Raw genomic sequence first — 13892 nt, forward strand, 5'->3', positions numbered from 1 at the left:
TTACACTCCTGATGAATCTTTTTTAACTTTAGTGATGCAGGAGCGATTATGTCTATACCTAATCATTTAGAAACAACGGAAGTTGTATTGCTGGAAGTAGAGATACTTTTAACCATTATTTCTATCGGCGCCTGGGGAGGATTCGTCAGTTTCCTTCTCCGTAAAAATAAGGAGGAAAGTGGCGAAGCGCATCAGGGAATTATGAACTGTCTGACCCAGGTGGTGATATCTTGTTTTACCAGTTTTCTCCTTAGCGCTCTCGCAATTGAAAAAGGATTTAGTTTTAATATGGTACTGTTAGCCGCAGGATTAGGCGGCGTTTTTGCCGGTCCAATTTTAAAAATACTGGGCGAGAAAGTAAAAAATACGCTTGGTGGTACTAAGCTTAAGTAGTATTACTACGTAATAAAAGGCTCATCCTTGAGTCTTTTATTACAGATGCGCGCCCGTCAACTATGTCACCCGGTTTTTAATCCAGCCGTAAATGAACTCTTCATTTTGTCGATGCTTTTCGCCGATCTCCAGATAATAAGCCCCCTGGCTGCAGTTCAGCGCTTTGACTAACACCTGTTCTCCTTCTTTACCTCGCCGCGTCAAATAGTCATTCAACGCATTCAGGGTTAGCGGGCCGATGTTGCCATCTGTTTTTATATCCGGGTAGTATTGCTGCTCGCGATTCATCACGTTAAGCCAGCGCTGTAGCCACATGCAGGGATAGTGAGGACCAATATTCACCGCAGCGTCGCACAGCTCAAATGCTACCGACCAGGAGAGTTGCGATACCTGCTCGAAGCCGGGTTTGATCCAGTAATCGGTCTCCAGAATCGTATAGGCCTCATTGTGAGAAAGCTCGCTCATCTTTCCCTGATAACCGTGCGCTCGCGCCGTTGCTTCGGTGATACCCCAGTTAGTTTCTCCGCCTTTGTCCTTTGGATTGGCGCTATAGCCGCCTTCCAGCCCCAGGATCCCATCAATAATTGGATTCATTTTATTCTCCCTGAATTAATGAATGTGCATGTACATCATTGTACCTAGCGTGACGGAAAACACGGTGGTGAGAGCCGCCAGGGTTTTACGGAAAAACTGCTTTCTGACTTTTGGTTTCCTGGATTCGACTTTCTCAATGGCGATGTCTTTGTTTACCTGCAACCCCTGGCGCGGGATAGTGATGAAAAGATCGTTTATACCGAGAGCTTTGAGATCTCGTCTGATTAAATACAGTATCTGCGTTAGATTGGCATCATTCACAAAATGACTTCTGCTACCCCATAACTCATTGGTGATTTTCTGCCGTTCGATAATCTCCAGATGAGCATTTTCAATAATGAAGCTAAGACATTTAGAACGCATTGCTGTCATTCGAATAACTTGCGAATTTGAGCTCGTTCTTAGTTCATATTTCTGTTCGTTGTAGATGCAGTTGTTATTGATGAGATAAGTTTTCATAACGTCTTCCTTTAGATTTGCACATCCTGATTGTCGTCGATGAATATATTGCACAAGAAATGGCTTAATCCATTTTTTGTCATCGGTTTTATTGTAGTGTTGTTTGTTGGGGAGACCTTTGTCACATAATCTCATGTAAGTTAAATGACAATTAATTACTACCTAAATCATATTTAATATGCTGTCTGTTTTTTACTCTTCGGGTGGGTTTGGCAGCCTGTTACACCCGATGATGCTGGGCTGATGTTCCTCACTGAGGTCTCATTACAATAATTATTGGGCGTTGATGAATTACTGATGGTTTGTGATTAGCTAATTTTTTCTGCGCAATGGATTATTGGTCTCGCAGAACGAACTGCGATAATTTTTAAACTTAAAAGGAAATTTAAAATGGCTACCAGCAAACTGATTAAAGGCGATACTCTTACTGAAACCAGCAACGCCGCTGATGGTTTTAATCCAGCAACTGAAGTCAGCAACTACAGCTATACTTCAGCGCGTGTCGCAAAGCCGGTCTATAACAAATATAAAGCAGCAACCACTAAGCCGAAGGTATTTGGCTATTATACCGACTGGTCTCAGTATGATGGTCGCCTGCAAGGAGACGACTCTAAAGATAACCGCGGTCGCGGCTATGACCTGACCAATATATCTCCGACGGCTTACGATAAAATCATCGTTGGCTTCGTCGGCGTAACCGGCTTCCATAAAGTGGATGGTCTGTATCGCGATGTGGTGGCAGAAGGGGCAGAGCAGTGCGGTAAAGTGAAGTACGAACCGACCTTCCTCGACCCGTGGGGCGACTTCCAGTCTTACGTTAACGTTGGCCACAGCGTCAGCGGCTGGGATGTCGATCCGAAAACCGTAACCCAGGAGAACACCAAAGGCCTGCTCGGCGGTCTGCGTGACCTGCAGGCGAAAGCGAAACAGCAGGGCCACAACCTGGTGCTGTCGATGAGCATCGGCGGCTGGACCATGAGTAACGGCTTCCACGAAACTGCAGCGTCTGATTCCGCACGTAAAACCTTCGCCAAAGGCGTGGTGAAACTGTTCAAACAGTTCCCGATGTTCAGCGAAGTGGATATCGACTGGGAATATCCGAATGCCGAAGGCGCCGGCAACCCTTGCGGCCCGGAAGATGGCGAAAACTACGCTCTGCTGATTGGTGAACTGCGTAAGCAACTGGATTCCGCAAGCCTGAGCAATGTGAAAATCTCTATCGCCAGCTCCGCGGTCGTGAAGACATTTGATTATTCCAACGTGAAAGCGCTGATGAATGCGGGCTTGTACGGCATCAACCTGATGACCTATGACTTCTTCGGTACCCCATGGGCGGAAACCGTTGCCCATCACACTAACCTGAATGCGCTGGAAGCGGGCGGTTGGGGGGTAAACACTATTGTTGAACATCTGCTGGCGGAAGGTTTCCCGGCTGAGAATATCAACATCGGTTACGCCGGCTATACCCGTAATGGTCGTAACGTTGAGCTGGAATCGCTGTCGCCGCTGAAAGGCACCTATAACCCGGGTAATGGCGATACTGTCGGTACTTTTGAGTCCGGTACCAATGAATGGTATGACGTGATCTACAACTACCTGGATCTGGAAAACCAGAAGGGTCGTAACGGCTTCAACGTTTATACCGATCGGGTGGCTGACGCTGACTATCTGTACAACCCGGAATCCAAACTGTTTATGTCGCTGGATACTCCGCGCAGCGTCAAAGCGAAAGGCGAATACGCGGCAAAACTGGGTCTGGGCGGCATGTTCACCTGGACTATCGACCAGGACAACGGCGTGTTGCTGAACGCGGCTCGTGAAGGTCTGGGTTATGAAATTGAGTCTGAAACTATCGATATGGACCCGTTCTACTTCGAAGGCATCAATGTTGAAAAAGATGAATCTGAAGAAGACGATCAGAAAACGGACGTCAATCATGCGCCGAAAGCGGCTATTGAGCTGCTGGTTGTGGGCGGCTCTACCGTTCAGTTGTCCGGCGCCGGTTCTTCCGATGAAGATAAAGACGAGTTGACCTTTAGCTGGGGCGTGCCGTCAGAAATTAGCGTCGCGGATAAAACGGCGGAAGTGATTGAGTTCGTCGTGCCTGAGGTCAGCGCGAAAACGGCGTTCCAGTTCACCTTATTCGTTCGTGACTGCTACAACGAACCGTCCACTCAGCAGCGTTTTGTGTTGACTGCGGTTCCGGCTGCTGCCCAGGTTGAACCAAAACCGGCTGATGAAGAAGATGAAACCGACGTTATTCCGGTTCCTGACGAAGATACCAAACCGGCTGAAGATGACTCCTCTTCCGATGATGCGGCAGGCCAGGATACGCCTCACGCGCTGTGGGATGCCAACACCGTGTACGGCGCAAGCTGGGGTACCTTCGAAACCGTGAGCTGGAAAGGTCACAACTACCAGGTGAAATGGTGGTCCCAGGGCGACCAGCCTGACCTGAACTGCGGTCAGAGCGGCGCATGGACTGACTTAGGCGCTTACTAATACTTCTGCGCTTAACGAGGTATGGGCTCCATGACAAAGCCCCGGTTTACCGGGGCTTTTTTCCACCAGGGAATGAGGAATCGAGTTGATGACCGTTGTAATTAAAAATAGCCGGATTGATGTGAATAGCTGGTATCAGAAAGTCACATTAACCTTCACAAACGAAAGTAACCGCCCGGTAGATCTGAACCAGGCTGCAATTAGCTTTACCGCCTCCGGGCATCCGGATCCGTGGGGAAATACAGGAGGTACGCTGAAAGGGGATCGTTCGCTAACGTTGCGTGATACCGCTCAGGGAACCCTGGAATTCAATGAAATCATTATAAACAACAGCAGTGAGCTGCTGCTGCAGGCAGGGGAAAGCGGTACCCTATACTTTAGCCTGGCGGCCACCCAGGTACCGGTAAAATTATCTACCTTCACCCTGACTCTGGCGGCTTCCGATAGCGCAGATGAGGTTGAACCAGAACCTGAAGAACCGGCGGATGACACCGCTGATGAGGTTGAACCAGAACCTGATGAACCGGCGGATGACACCGCTGATGAAGTTGAGCCAGAAACTGAAATACCCGCGGATGATTCTGCTGATGAAGTTGAACCTGAAGCGCCCGCCGATGAGGCGATTACCGGCGCAGGACTGACCCTGGTTTCCGGGGAGGTAAAAGCCGCCAGCTGGTATCAACGCATAGCCCTGACGCTGACGAATCAGTATTCGCAGTCCGTCGATATTAATCAGTTGAAATTAGGCTTCACGGCGACAGCGCATCCCGATCCGTACAGCCCATTTAGCGGCACCATGATGGGTAACCAGGCGGTAACGCTAGCCAGCGACGGTGGCTGGCCGACAGAAAAAAATACCATCACAATCAATAATGACGGCGAGTATCTGTTGGCTGCTGGTAAATCGGCGGTACTGGAGTTTTATCTTTCGGCCACGCAAACGCCCGTCGTGCTGAGTGACCTGACGGCGACGCTGGCTCACGACCCTGGACGCCAGGGACAAATTATTCTGCAATTCCCGACGCAGGCGCAGAGCACCTCGCTGAAGCCGGAAATTGAGCTGCAATACTCTGATGGCCGCCAGCAGCGCTTTACCGGAGAGTGGGGCGCGACGCTGACCATCGGCGATCTGAGCGCCGGTAGCTACGTTATTACGGTACTGGAACTGTGTAACGATGAGATGAGAATTTCGCCCGTTACAGAATGCTATACGCTGGCGCTTGCTGCAGGTAATGCCGTTGAGCGCTGTCAGATTGCTTATCAACCGCCGGTAATTTTTGCCGCGATCGATCTGCTGCTGGCGGACGATGATCTGGCGGGCGCGGAAGTCGTTGTTGAGCTATGGTCGGAAGCAGGCGTGTGCGAAAGAACGCTGACGCTGATAGCGAATCAACCACAGCGCGTTACCCGGCTATTGGCCAATCATCAATATGCTATCTGTCTGCAGCCGACGACGATGAACAACCAGTTGCTCACCACCGCGGCGCAGGCCGCAACCATTGTGCCGAAGGTCGACACGACGGCGCAGGTTAACGTGGCATTACAAAAAACGCCCGTTGCGAGCGACAGCTTTGTTGAGGTCGCGGTGACGGTATTAGGCTTACCGCAGGGGACGGCCGCGCAGCGTTATCGTTTCTGCTGTGGCAGCTATCAGTATAGTTTCGTGCTGCAAAGCGACGCTCGCCAGCAGAAGCTGCCGCTGCGTTTGGCCGCCGGGGAATATAGCGTACAGGTAGCGGATGTGTATATTGCCGGTACGCCGTGGCGTTGCGACATCAGCTCGCCATTGCGTTTACTGCAAAGCGTTAATAGTGTCGCGCTTGAATTTGTCCAGGGCGTTCCGCTGCAGGTAAAAGGGTGGCCGAATTATCTGGCGCACGGCGGTGTGACGGTGAATGCGGCAGAGACGGTTGATTTGTATCGCAATGTGCCTTGCAGCGCGCTGTTTAAATATGATGGTTTTGATGGCGGCGGCGATCCGATCCCGGCGGCGGAAGTGGACAGCAATGGCGATGGTTTCCTGGATTATGCTTCGCTACCGATCCACAAAACGGTGCCGCTGGTTCGCCAGATCGAAGCCGAAGCGGGCCGCGCGGTAATGCCGGTAATGGTGGTCTATACCGCCAATGCCAGCGGCGGCAGCGCGGTATCGGATCTGCAGGATGAACAACGTTTACGCAATCACTTTGGTAACTTCATTACCCAGTGTCTGGCGGCACAATCCTGGAAAGATGAGCAGCATCCGGTTCCGGCAACCTTCGTCCTCAATCCGGATTTCCTTGGCGCTATGCAGCAGGAGCCTTATGGCTATACCGCGCTGCGGAAAGCCAATAGCGTGCAGGTGAATGTACAACTGGCGGCGGCGATTAACGCGCTCCCTGCGATTCCTGGTTTCAGCGCGCCGGCACTGCCGACCTTCAGCAACGATTTGTATGGCTACGTGCAGGCGATTAACTATATCGTTCGCCAGTTCGCGCCTGATATCGCTTTTGGTTGGCAGACTAACGTCTGGGCGACGGGCACGGCAGATTGGCTGCTGCGCGCCAATGCCGCACCGGTTGAACAAGGGGCGGCGATTGCTGAATTCATTAATGAATTGGGCGTGTACAGCGGCGACTATGCGCCAGACTTTATCGCATTTGATAAATTCGAACGCGACTGCTTCAGCCCGGATGCCTTAGCCCACTACGGTTGGAACGCCACCTGCTGGTTTAACTATCTGGGTATGGTGAAGGAGACGGCCAGAGCGTTGCAAAAACCAGCGATGTTGTGGCAGATCCCGGGCGGCCATATGCCGACAGTGGCTGAGGGGACCAGTAAAATCGCTGCGGCGCATTTTGCATCCGGCGGTACGTTCTTCATGGGGGATTCGCGGATTGGCAGCGATATCAACGCCATTACTCCGGCGTTGTTAAATACCGCGGTGAACAGCACGACGTATGGTGTTGCGACGGTAGGCGATTTTCTGCGCCGGGATGGCGGATACGATTGGAGCCAGATGCAGGCGTTAAATCTGCCGGACTATAACGTCTTTGCCGTGCTGTGGGGCGGCGGTTCTACAGTCAGTATCACTACCATTCATTCCAACGGTGAAGATGGCGGTTGGTTAGCGGAGAAAATGGCGGAGTACTACGCGGCCCCGCGCTATTTTAATTAATTGAGCTTTATTCCATGTAGCGTAAAGGCGGTGATTCAGCATAGGTACTATTCTGGATCGCTGCCTTTTCACTTTCTTGTTATATCATAAAAAATAATTTCATTTGTCATGAGCGGCTGATGTTAAAAATGATTAATGAGATTTTGAGAACTTTGTTGGTTATTTGTTTGAGTATTATCTTATTTGATAAATGATTGATTATTTGTGCTTTCATCATACATTTATACTATATTTAATATTTATTTATTATTAATTGCAGGCTAACGAATGTGTGTATATCTTTATTTCTCATATGATTATGGATATTTAATGAAGATATAATGAAATTAAATGGTTTCGAAAATGATAATGAGAATGCCTTGCACTCATATATTTTCTCTCAGCAGGCTAAACCTCATGCTGCGATTGATGCCTTATTTTCTGCACTTCTGCCATTTGGTAAGCCTTTCATCGTGCAGCCGGGTGAAGAATTTTCGCTGTATACCGAGCAGAGCAGCCGCATTGTGTTGCTGGAGTCCGGCATCTTCTCTATTTGTCGCAGCGACAGAGGGTTGAATGTGTTATCGGTTTTTGCTCCATCAATTGCAGGGCTGATTGATAGCTACGGCGTAACCTACGATGTTCCTACCCGCCCGGAACATTTTTTGATTGCTGAAACAGAATGCTGTGGTCGCGCGGTCCCGCTAGCGGATTTCATAAAGGTCACGGATGAGTGCAATCTTTGGCACGATGTCGCCCGTTTTCTCGCCTATCGTTTGATGGTGATGAACGTTCGCGATCGGGAACTGGTTGGCGTTGACTCTTATCTCAAGGTTCGTGCGTTATTAATCGAAATTGCCGCCTATAGCGACGAATATCGCCAGAGTATTAATGTTCTGAATTTTATTCAACGACGAACCGGAATATCGCGAAGTCGTACTATGAAGCTACTTTCTGAATTGCGCAAGGGCGGTTATATCAATATAGATGGCGGACGTTTGTTAGGGGTTAAGAAACTGCCTCTGGCCTACTAAAGACTGCATTAAATAACAGATTCAAAAAATTATTTCCTGGAAAAACATATGGTTAAGAAAGGTCCTATAAAAACAGCCATTGTAGATTGCAACTCCCTGGCCAATTTATAATAATTAAATAACGGCAGGAATTTATTCTCTATTAGCGCTTATAAATCAGTGCAGGGCTTGCTATTCATTGAATATAGTATTTCTGTACGCTACAACTTTTAACGTTTTTGCGCCCGGTACCAGCATGAGATCTCTGTGAAGAGGGCTCGGTACTAAAATTCGTTATTAATTTATTTTCGACTTGTGTATTTAAAAGGTTATTTATGAAAAAACATCTTTTAGCGATGGTAATAACTGCCATGGCGGCGAGCGGTATGACCTGCGCTGCGAATGCGGACACCACGACGGTCTCCGGCGGTACGGTGAATTTTACGGGGCAGGTTGTGAATGCCGCATGCTCCGTTTCCGCTGACTCTATCGATCAGACCGTAATCCTGAGCCAGGTTCGCACCAGCAAACTGACGGCATCTGGAATGGTTGCCAATCTGAAAGAAGATTTCTCAATCAAACTGGAGGACTGCGACACCACGGTCAGCCAGAATGCGGCGGTGATTTTTAATGGTCAGCAGGACAGCACGCTCGCAGGTTCGCTGGCGAACACCGCTGGCGCGGGTGCGGCGACAAACGTTGCGCTGCAGTTATATGGCCCGGATGGGCAGGTTCTGAATATCGGCGATACCTCCGGCACCATCACCCTGATTGATGGTGAAAACACCGTGCCGCTGAGCGTGGATTATGTCGCTACCGGCGCGGCCACGGCGGGTAACGTTGCGGCAACCGCGACCTTCAGTATGGTCTATTCCTGATTGGTATCCGCATCCCTCCGCTGTTGTCAGCGGAGGGATGCATTTCATCTTCTCCCTGGTTATCAAATAATGAGTACGCGAATTACCCCGATTTTATTTTCGTTCTTGCTGCTGGCGGCGTTGGGAATGACTCAACTGGCCCATGCGGGTGGCATCGCGCTGGGTTCGACCCGAGTTATTTATCCGCAGGGCGATAAGCAGGTTTCTCTGCCGGTGATTAACTCTTCCAGCAATAATGTATTTTTAATCCAGTCGTGGGTGGCGAACGCCGATGGCGGCAGAAGCGCAGATTTTGTCGTTACCCCGCCGCTGTTCGTCATTCAGCCGGGAAAAGAAAATCTGCTGCGTATCATGTACGTTGGCCCCTCGTTGCCGACAGATCGCGAAAGCGTCTTTTATCTCAACAGTAAGGCCATCCCTTCGGTTAATAAAAGTAAGCTGGCGGCTAATTCACTGCAAATCGCCACGCAAAGCGTTATTAAACTGTTTATTCGCCCTAAACACTTGTCTGTTGCCTCGGTAGACGCGCCGGGAATGTTACGCTGTCAGCGTGCCGGTGACCGCCTGAGTATCGCCAATCCTTCCCCGTATTATGTCTCGCTGGTTGATATTCATGTGGGCGGGCAGAAATTAGCCAATGCGATGGTGCCGCCGAAAAGCGAGATAAACTTGCACGGCGGAACAGGGCAGGTGACTTTCCAGTCGATTAACGATTTCGGCGCCACCACGCCGCAGCAAACCTGTCTGAGCCAGTAAGATTGTGTTGAAACTCGATGTCGCCGCTCGCCAGTTGACGGTGGGTAGACTACCTGCGCTTATCAGCCTGGCTCTAATCTCGGCAAGCGTATGTACGCTGCCGCGCGGCTGGGCGGAAAACTATTTTAACCCTGCCTTTTTATCTGACGACCCGTCGAAAATCGCTGACCTGTCGCATTTTGAGGGTAACGGTCAGGCGCCGGGAGTTTATCGGGTCGATGTCTACCTTAATGGCGCATTGCTGACGACGCGCGATATCGCTTTTCGCGCGAACCCGCAAGCTACCGATGGCTCAGGTCTACGCGCCTGCCTGACGCCCGAAATGCTCAACGGCATGAACGTGAATATCAGCGCGTTTCCACCGTTGGCGAAGGCAAGCGTGGGGGACTGCGTCGATCTCGCGGCGGCGATCCCTGCCGCCTCCAGCGCTTTTGACTTTAATCAGCAGCGGCTGAATATCAGCATTCCGCAGGCGGCGCTGAACACCCGGGCGCGGGGCTATATTCCGCCGCAAAACTGGGATGAAGGTATCAATGCATTGCTGCTCAACTATACGTTTACCGGCGCGAATAGCCGGGACCGTAGCGCTGGCGGCACCAATAGCGACAGCTACTTCCTGGGGCTTAACAGCGGCTTAAATCTTGGCGCCTGGCGTTTACGTGATTACTCGACATGGAACTACAACAGCGGTAATCAGCAGAATAAAAGCGACTTGCAGCACATCAGCACCTACATTGAACGTGATGTAGCGAAGTTAAAAGGCGAACTGACGGCAGGCGACAGCTATACCCCTGCAGGCGTTTTCGATAGCCTGCCGTTTCGCGGGCTACAGCTGGCGTCTGATGACAATATGCTGCCGGACAGCATGAAAGGCTTCGCGCCGACTATCCACGGCATCGCGAAAAGCAATGCCCAGGTGACGATTCGCCAGAATGGCTACACCATCGACCAGCGCTATGTACCGCCTGGCGCCTTCACTATTGACGATCTCTATCCGACCTCCTCCAGCGGCGATCTCAACGTCGAGCTCAAGGAGTCCGATGGCAGCATTTCCAGTTATAGCGTCCCTTATGCCGCCGTACCGGTTTTGCAACGCGAGGGGCGGGTGAAATACGCCGCCACTGCGGCGACCTATCGCGGCGATAGCAGCCAGAAGCGGGATGTGAGTTTCGGCCAGGCGACCCTGATGTGGGGGTTGCCGCACGGCTTTACGCTGTACGGCGGAACGCAGTTTGCCTCCGATTACCGCGCGCTGGCGCTGGGTACAGGGGCTAACTTCGGCGACTGGGGAGCGATTTCCGTCGATCTTACCCAGGCTTACAGCACTCTGGCGGATGAGAGCGAACATCAGGGACAATCGCTGCGCTTTTTATATGCCAAATCATTGAACGACCTGGGCACCCATTTTCAACTGTTGGGCTATCGCTACTCGACCTCTGGTTTTTATACGCTCGATGATACTGCGTGGAAGCGAATGTCAGGCTATAACGGCCAGCAGGACGACGACGGCGAGCGCGATGCCGGCGATGAATACAACCTCTACTACACCAAACGCGGCAAGGTGCAGGTCAATATCTCTCAGCAGTTCGGGCATTTTGGCTCGCTGTACATCACCGGCAGCCAACAGAGTTATTGGCACACCGATGAAAGCAATAAATTACTGCAAATTGGCTACAGCGACACGCTGGCCGGGGTCTCGTGGAGCCTGTCATATAGCAGCAGCCGCGCGCCCGGCGAGGAGGAACGCGACCAGGCTCTGGCGCTTAATATCTCGCTACCGCTCAGCCAGTGGCTTACCCACGGCGACGATATCACCCAGCGTCGTCATAACATTTATGCGACGTTTTCCACCAGTAGCGATGGACACGGCGGCGTAACGCAAAATAGCGGTATCAGCGGCACGTTGTTGGATCAAAACAATCTGAGCTACAGCGTGCTGCAGGGTTACCAGAATCAGGGCGTTGGCGAGAGCGGTTCCGCCAGCCTGGAATACGATGGCGCGAAGGGTAACCTGAATGTCGGCTACAACAACAGCAATCATGGCGATTATCGACAACTGAACTATGGCCTCAGCGGCGGCATGGTCGCGCATGCTCATGTTCTTACCCTCAGCCAGCCGTTGGGCGATACCAATGTTCTTATCGCCGTGCCGGGGGCTGGCAACGTTAATATCGAAGATCAGCCGGGGATCCACACCGATGGTCGCGGCTATGCGGTGGTGCCGTATGCCACGACCTATCGCCAGAACCGCATGGCGCTGGACGTTAATTCGCTAAAAGACGATGTCGATATCGATGATGCGGTGATCAATGTCGTTCCCACCCAAGGGGCGCTGGTGCTGGCGAACTTTACCGCTCGAGTCGGCGAGCGCGCGCTGTTGACGCTAAAACATGAAGGAAAACCGCTACCGTTCGGCGCCACGGTCACTATTGCTGGCGCGCCTGAAGAAGGCATCGTTGGCGACGACGGTGAAGTGTATCTTTCCGGCCTAAGCCCGCAGGGCACGCTGAAAGCGCAGTGGGGGCCGCAGCCCGACCAACAATGCCTCACTCATTATCATCTCCCCGACGTGAGCCAACCGCTGGCGCGTCAGCATCTGGAATGTCGCTAAATGAAGCCTGTCTCTTTTCTTGTTCTGTTAATGGGGCTGCTGCTGGCCCGCGGTAGTCTGGCAGCCGTTTGCCAGAATACCAATGGCTCGCCTGCGACGGTCGATTATGACCTGACGACGACGCTGACGGCAGCGCAAAATCAGGCCGGTTCGACCACTCAGCTGAGTAAAAACCAGGATGTAAACGTGCAGGCGATTTGCCCTGCGGGTTCTTCAGATTCCGGGCGGACGTTTCGTTCGTACGTGGCGTCCGCGCCGGTAGTGGAAACCAACGGCAGTTGGAAATATTTGCAGCTGGACGGTACCTATCTTGAAGGGGCGATGCGCATCGAAGACTCGGCGGCAGGGGAATTTTATCCGCCGATTGATTATGTCTATATGGGCTATGACGCCAACGTTAACAATGGCTCACCATTCCCGGTACATGATTCAAACCTGGTATTTCAGCTTAAGGTGGTTAAGCCATTTATTGGCACGGTAAATATCGAACCGAAGACCATGTTTAACGTTTATGTCACCACCACCGGGGATGATCCGCTGAGTACCGTGGTATACAGCATTGTCTACAGCGGCAGCGTGACCGTGCCGCAAAGCTGCGAGATTAACGCCGGACAAACCATCCTCGTTGATTTTGGCTCGCTGTACAGCGGTGGTTTCAATCGCGTCGGAGAAAAACCAACCGGTGTCCGTAATAAAAGATTCACCGTGCCGGTGAAGTGCAGTGGGGTGGATTCACAGGTTAGCCTGAGTCTGCGGTTGATAGCCACCGCCGATAGCCACTTAAGCCAGGCTATCGCCACCGATAATCCTGATGTTGGCGTGGTGGTCGAAAGCAGCGATGGCACGGTATTAACACCCAATGACGCCAGCAGCGTCGAGCCTTTTACTACCGATGAAAACGGACAGGCGACCCTTTCCCTGCAAGCGTATCCGGTCAGCACCACCGGCCAGACGCCGGCGGAAGGCGCTTTTACCGCGTTGGCTAACTTACGGGTGGATTTCGATTAATGCGCCTGTTTCAGTACTTCATCTTACTTATCCTGCTGTGCGGTAACGGCTGCTACGCCGACGATAGCGGTTACAACCTGGAATTTACCGGCACGATTGTCGCGCAAACCTGCGATGTCGAAATTTCCAGCCTCAGCCAGAGTATCGATTTAGGTCAGTTCTCGGTGGAGGATTTCCCCTCTACCGGTACGACGACGAAGTTCAAGCCGTTCAACATCAATCTAAAAAACTGCTCGCGGGGCATTACCGGCAGCAAAATCTGGTTTACCGGCACTGCCGACAGCGACAACCCGGCGCTACTGGCGCTGAGTGACACCGGGATGGGTAGCGAAAAAATGCTGGCTGGCGGCGTTGGCGTGGAGATCCTTGATGAGGACCAGGATGCCGTCAGCATCAATAACACCAGCTCGGTAGTCTATCCGCTGAAAACGGGCCGCAACACCTTATCGTTTTATATCCGCTACAAATCTACCCGACCAACCGTGACCTCCGGCAATGCGACGGCGGTGATGTATTTCGATCTGCAATATGAATAGGCGCGC

At 51.7% G+C, this 13892-nt stretch carries 11 protein-coding genes; 9 read left to right on the plus strand and 2 right to left on the minus strand.

Going from position 1 to position 13892, the window contains the following annotated elements:
• The first annotated feature begins 48 nt into the window (after positions 1-48).
• Positions 49-393 (plus strand): phage holin family protein, encoded by a 345-nt coding sequence (locus tag PGR09_RS21760; protein ID WP_047065113.1) that lies wholly within the window; start codon positions 49-51, stop codon positions 391-393.
• A gap of 60 nt (positions 394-453) precedes the next feature.
• Here PGR09_RS21760 and PGR09_RS21765 read toward each other — a convergent pair whose 3' ends face one another.
• Together PGR09_RS21765 and PGR09_RS21770 are read right to left on the minus strand one after the other, a co-directional pair.
• Positions 454-987, minus strand: a complete 534-nt coding sequence (locus tag PGR09_RS21765) for a glycoside hydrolase family 108 protein (protein ID WP_380378237.1) — start codon at positions 985-987, stop codon at positions 454-456.
• Positions 988-1002: 15 nt separating this feature from the next.
• Positions 1003-1446, minus strand: a complete 444-nt coding sequence (locus PGR09_RS21770) for a winged helix-turn-helix domain-containing protein (protein WP_047065111.1) — start codon at positions 1444-1446, stop codon at positions 1003-1005.
• A 390-nt stretch (positions 1447-1836) separates the two neighbouring features.
• On the opposite strand from PGR09_RS21770, the gene PGR09_RS21775 reads away from it, so the two are divergent.
• The 8 genes from PGR09_RS21775 (at position 1837) to PGR09_RS21810 (ending at position 13886) form a co-directional block, all read left to right on the plus strand.
• On the plus strand, positions 1837-3948 hold the full coding sequence (locus tag PGR09_RS21775; protein ID WP_380378239.1) for a glycosyl hydrolase family 18 protein: 2112 nt from the start codon (positions 1837-1839) through the stop codon (positions 3946-3948).
• 88 nt (positions 3949-4036) lie between these two features.
• A complete protein-coding gene (locus PGR09_RS21780; RefSeq protein ID WP_430916507.1) occupies positions 4037-7105 on the plus strand; it encodes a chitinase in 3069 nt (1022 codons plus the stop codon).
• A gap of 320 nt (positions 7106-7425) precedes the next feature.
• Positions 7426-8118 (plus strand): winged helix-turn-helix transcriptional regulator, encoded by a 693-nt coding sequence (locus tag PGR09_RS21785; protein ID WP_047043940.1) that lies wholly within the window; start codon positions 7426-7428, stop codon positions 8116-8118.
• A gap of 314 nt (positions 8119-8432) precedes the next feature.
• The gene (locus PGR09_RS21790) at positions 8433-8975 is read left to right on the plus strand and encodes a fimbrial protein BcfA (protein WP_430916508.1); all 543 of its coding nucleotides are present in this window, start codon (positions 8433-8435) and stop codon (positions 8973-8975) included.
• 69 nt (positions 8976-9044) lie between these two features.
• Positions 9045-9731 (plus strand): fimbria/pilus periplasmic chaperone, encoded by a 687-nt coding sequence (locus PGR09_RS21795; protein WP_045395831.1) that lies wholly within the window; start codon positions 9045-9047, stop codon positions 9729-9731.
• A 7-nt stretch (positions 9732-9738) separates the two neighbouring features.
• Positions 9739-12342, plus strand: coding sequence for a fimbrial biogenesis usher protein (locus PGR09_RS21800; RefSeq protein WP_430916514.1), 2604 nt, complete (start codon positions 9739-9741; stop codon positions 12340-12342).
• On the plus strand, positions 12343-13350 hold the full coding sequence (locus PGR09_RS21805; protein ID WP_430916509.1) for a fimbrial protein BcfD: 1008 nt from the start codon (positions 12343-12345) through the stop codon (positions 13348-13350).
• Positions 13350-13886, plus strand: coding sequence for a fimbrial protein BcfE (locus PGR09_RS21810; RefSeq protein WP_047043949.1), 537 nt, complete (start codon positions 13350-13352; stop codon positions 13884-13886). Before PGR09_RS21805 ends, PGR09_RS21810 begins: the two co-directional genes overlap by 1 nt.
• Positions 13887-13892 lie beyond the last annotated feature (6 nt).

Source organism: Klebsiella sp. 141251, assembly GCF_050600725.1.
Classification (GTDB): Bacteria; Pseudomonadota; Gammaproteobacteria; order Enterobacterales; family Enterobacteriaceae; genus Klebsiella; species Klebsiella aerogenes.

Bases quoted from the DNA above. Each gene is read 5' to 3' on its own strand.
- PGR09_RS21780 (WP_430916507.1), top strand. From the start codon at position 4,037: ATGACCGTTGTAATTAAAAATAGCCGGATTGATGTGAATAGCTGGTAT.
- PGR09_RS21775 (WP_380378239.1), top strand. From the start codon at position 1,837: ATGGCTACCAGCAAACTGATTAAAGGCGATACTCTTACTGAAACCAGC.
- PGR09_RS21760 (WP_047065113.1), top strand. From the start codon at position 49: ATGTCTATACCTAATCATTTAGAAACAACGGAAGTTGTATTGCTGGAA.
- PGR09_RS21770 (WP_047065111.1), bottom strand. From the start codon at position 1,446: ATGAAAACTTATCTCATCAATAACAACTGCATCTACAACGAACAGAAA.
- PGR09_RS21765 (WP_380378237.1), bottom strand. From the start codon at position 987: ATGAATCCAATTATTGATGGGATCCTGGGGCTGGAAGGCGGCTATAGC.
- PGR09_RS21805 (WP_430916509.1), top strand. From the start codon at position 12,343: ATGAAGCCTGTCTCTTTTCTTGTTCTGTTAATGGGGCTGCTGCTGGCC.
- PGR09_RS21795 (WP_045395831.1), top strand. From the start codon at position 9,045: ATGAGTACGCGAATTACCCCGATTTTATTTTCGTTCTTGCTGCTGGCG.
- PGR09_RS21785 (WP_047043940.1), top strand. From the start codon at position 7,426: ATGAAATTAAATGGTTTCGAAAATGATAATGAGAATGCCTTGCACTCA.
- PGR09_RS21790 (WP_430916508.1), top strand. From the start codon at position 8,433: ATGAAAAAACATCTTTTAGCGATGGTAATAACTGCCATGGCGGCGAGC.
- PGR09_RS21810 (WP_047043949.1), top strand. From the start codon at position 13,350: ATGCGCCTGTTTCAGTACTTCATCTTACTTATCCTGCTGTGCGGTAAC.